The organism is Pseudomonadota bacterium, assembly GCA_010028905.1.
Taxonomy (GTDB): Bacteria; Vulcanimicrobiota; Xenobia; order RGZZ01; family RGZZ01; genus RGZZ01.
The window spans coordinates 1-1,925 of record RGZZ01000698.1 but is presented as its reverse complement, the minus strand read 5'-3'; the positions used below and the strand labels follow the sequence as shown (position 1 = coordinate 1,925).

Sequence of the window (1,925 nt, the reverse complement as noted above, 5' to 3'; positions counted from 1 at the left end):
TGTGGGGGGGATGGTCACGGGTAGGTCGCTCTCTTTCCAATCAATGACCGCAGCCGCTTCGGGCGTGGCTTCAGGTCTTGCGGAGGCGCGTTTACAGGGATCTCACCGCATTGGGGGGGTACGGTGGATGTCTGTTCGCTCTCCGACAGGTTGCCCAGAGCCTACCATGGTCCCGGTCACGCGTGTGTTGCCGGGATGTTGACGCTTGTCACCCTTCGCTGCCCACGTAGTGGTGTCCCACGAACAGCCCGACCGGGTCGTACCGCTTCTTAAGCGCGAGCAGCCGCGGGTAGTGGGGGCCCCAGGCCGCCTCGCGCCAGTCCTTGGCATGATAGCCCATCTCTGACGAGTATCCGCCGGCGTCCGGTGCGACGGTGCGAACGATTTCCATGGCGTCGATGACCCTGCGTGCCTTGCGTCGCAGCTCGGCTGCGTCCGGCTCGTGTCCCGGGACCCCGTTCCATCTCGCCTGCTGCCCGTCTGCGATGATGACCAGGGCGAACGCGTCGGCCGCAACGGGGTTGACGCACAGGTCGCGGCGCACCTCTTCGCGCGCTTCGGACGGCGCGCCGGCGAGCCCCTTGTTGAAGTGCAGCGCAACGGTCTGCAGGCGCGAGGCGGCCACCAGCGACCGTGTCAGCCGCGGCAGCGACGCGCCCTCGAGCAGCCGCTCGTGCAGCCAGCCCGACTCGTAGCCCGCCCAGAACAGGCTCACCTGGCCGGCATCGCCTTTCCACCAGTATCGACCGGCGGGGGTTCCTGCGCGCTTGTCCTCGACGATGGGCGAGGGCGTGATCTTCGAGAGGCGCGCGTAGCTCCACTGCTGCCAGGCTGGGATGACGCTCACCCGCAACGGGTGCTCCCACGAGAGCCCTTTGTGTGCCGCCACGTGGTCGACGAGCGGCTGCAGCGCCTTCTCGGCCTCGACCTGCGAAAGGCCCTGGAACAAGAGCGCCAGCGACAGTCGGTTCTCGCCGTCAAAGCTCGCCTGCTCGCCCCAGTGGGGGTTCATGAGACCGTCTCGATACATCTCCAGGAAGGTGTTCACCAGATTCGTGAAGTCGGCCTCGGTGGCCGCCTTGATCACGCCGCTGGCTGCGCCGAAGTGCTCGGGGAGGGGAGGCGTGCGCATCGTGACCCGTGTGGCGATGCCGAAGGCCGCCCCCGCACCCCTCCAGGCCCAGAAGAGGTCGGGCTCCTGAAAGCGGTTGACCGTGCGCACCTTGCCGTCGGAGGTCACCAGCTCGAGCTCGATGATGCCGGCCGCGCTCATGCCGTAGCGCTTCGAGTAGCTTCCGAAGCCGCCGGTCTGCAGGTGGCCGGCCACCCCTACCGACGCGCATCCGCCGCCCTGCACGTAGCGCTTCGCGTGGGTCACCACGCGATCGTAGACCTGCAGCCACACCGCCCCCGCGTCGACCGACACCGCCGCGACGGGTGGGGTTCCCGAGGGCGCGCCCTGGGGCGTGAAGGCATCGTGCAGCGTGATGCCGTCGAAGTGGCGGGTCCATACCAGCAGCGAGTCCGGCGCGCATGACTGGCCCTTGTAGCTGTGCGCGCCGCCCTTCACCACGAGCCGCAGGTTGTGCGCGCGGGCGAAGTCGACGGCGGCGGCGACGTCCTGGGCGCTGCGCACCTCGACGGCGCGAGCGCTCGGCGCCGTGGTCCAGCCGTCGATCCAGCCGCTGCTCTCTGTGGCGCCGGCCTGCTCTTGAACATAGAAAGGGTTGCGCATGTCGGCCAGCACCTGCTCCGCCTCGGCTGATCCCGGTTGGCGTCTGCACGTGGCCAGAGGATCGGCTACCGCATGCAGCCGGCCCCCCACGCGCTGGTTCAGGACCGCCCACTGCGCTTCGGTCGGCCACGCTGCGTCGCCTGGGCGCACCCATCGCGCGGGCTGCGGCATGGCGGCCAGGGCGGCGTCG

The 1,925-nt window shown here is 69.2% G+C and carries 1 protein-coding gene; it reads right to left on the bottom strand.

The genetic code is table 11. The features are described from left to right. Positions 1 to 208 precede the first annotated feature (208 nt). A partial coding sequence (locus EB084_24460) for an FAD-binding oxidoreductase (protein ID NDD31416.1) occupies positions 209 to 1,925 on the bottom strand: 1,717 nt, incomplete at its 5' end.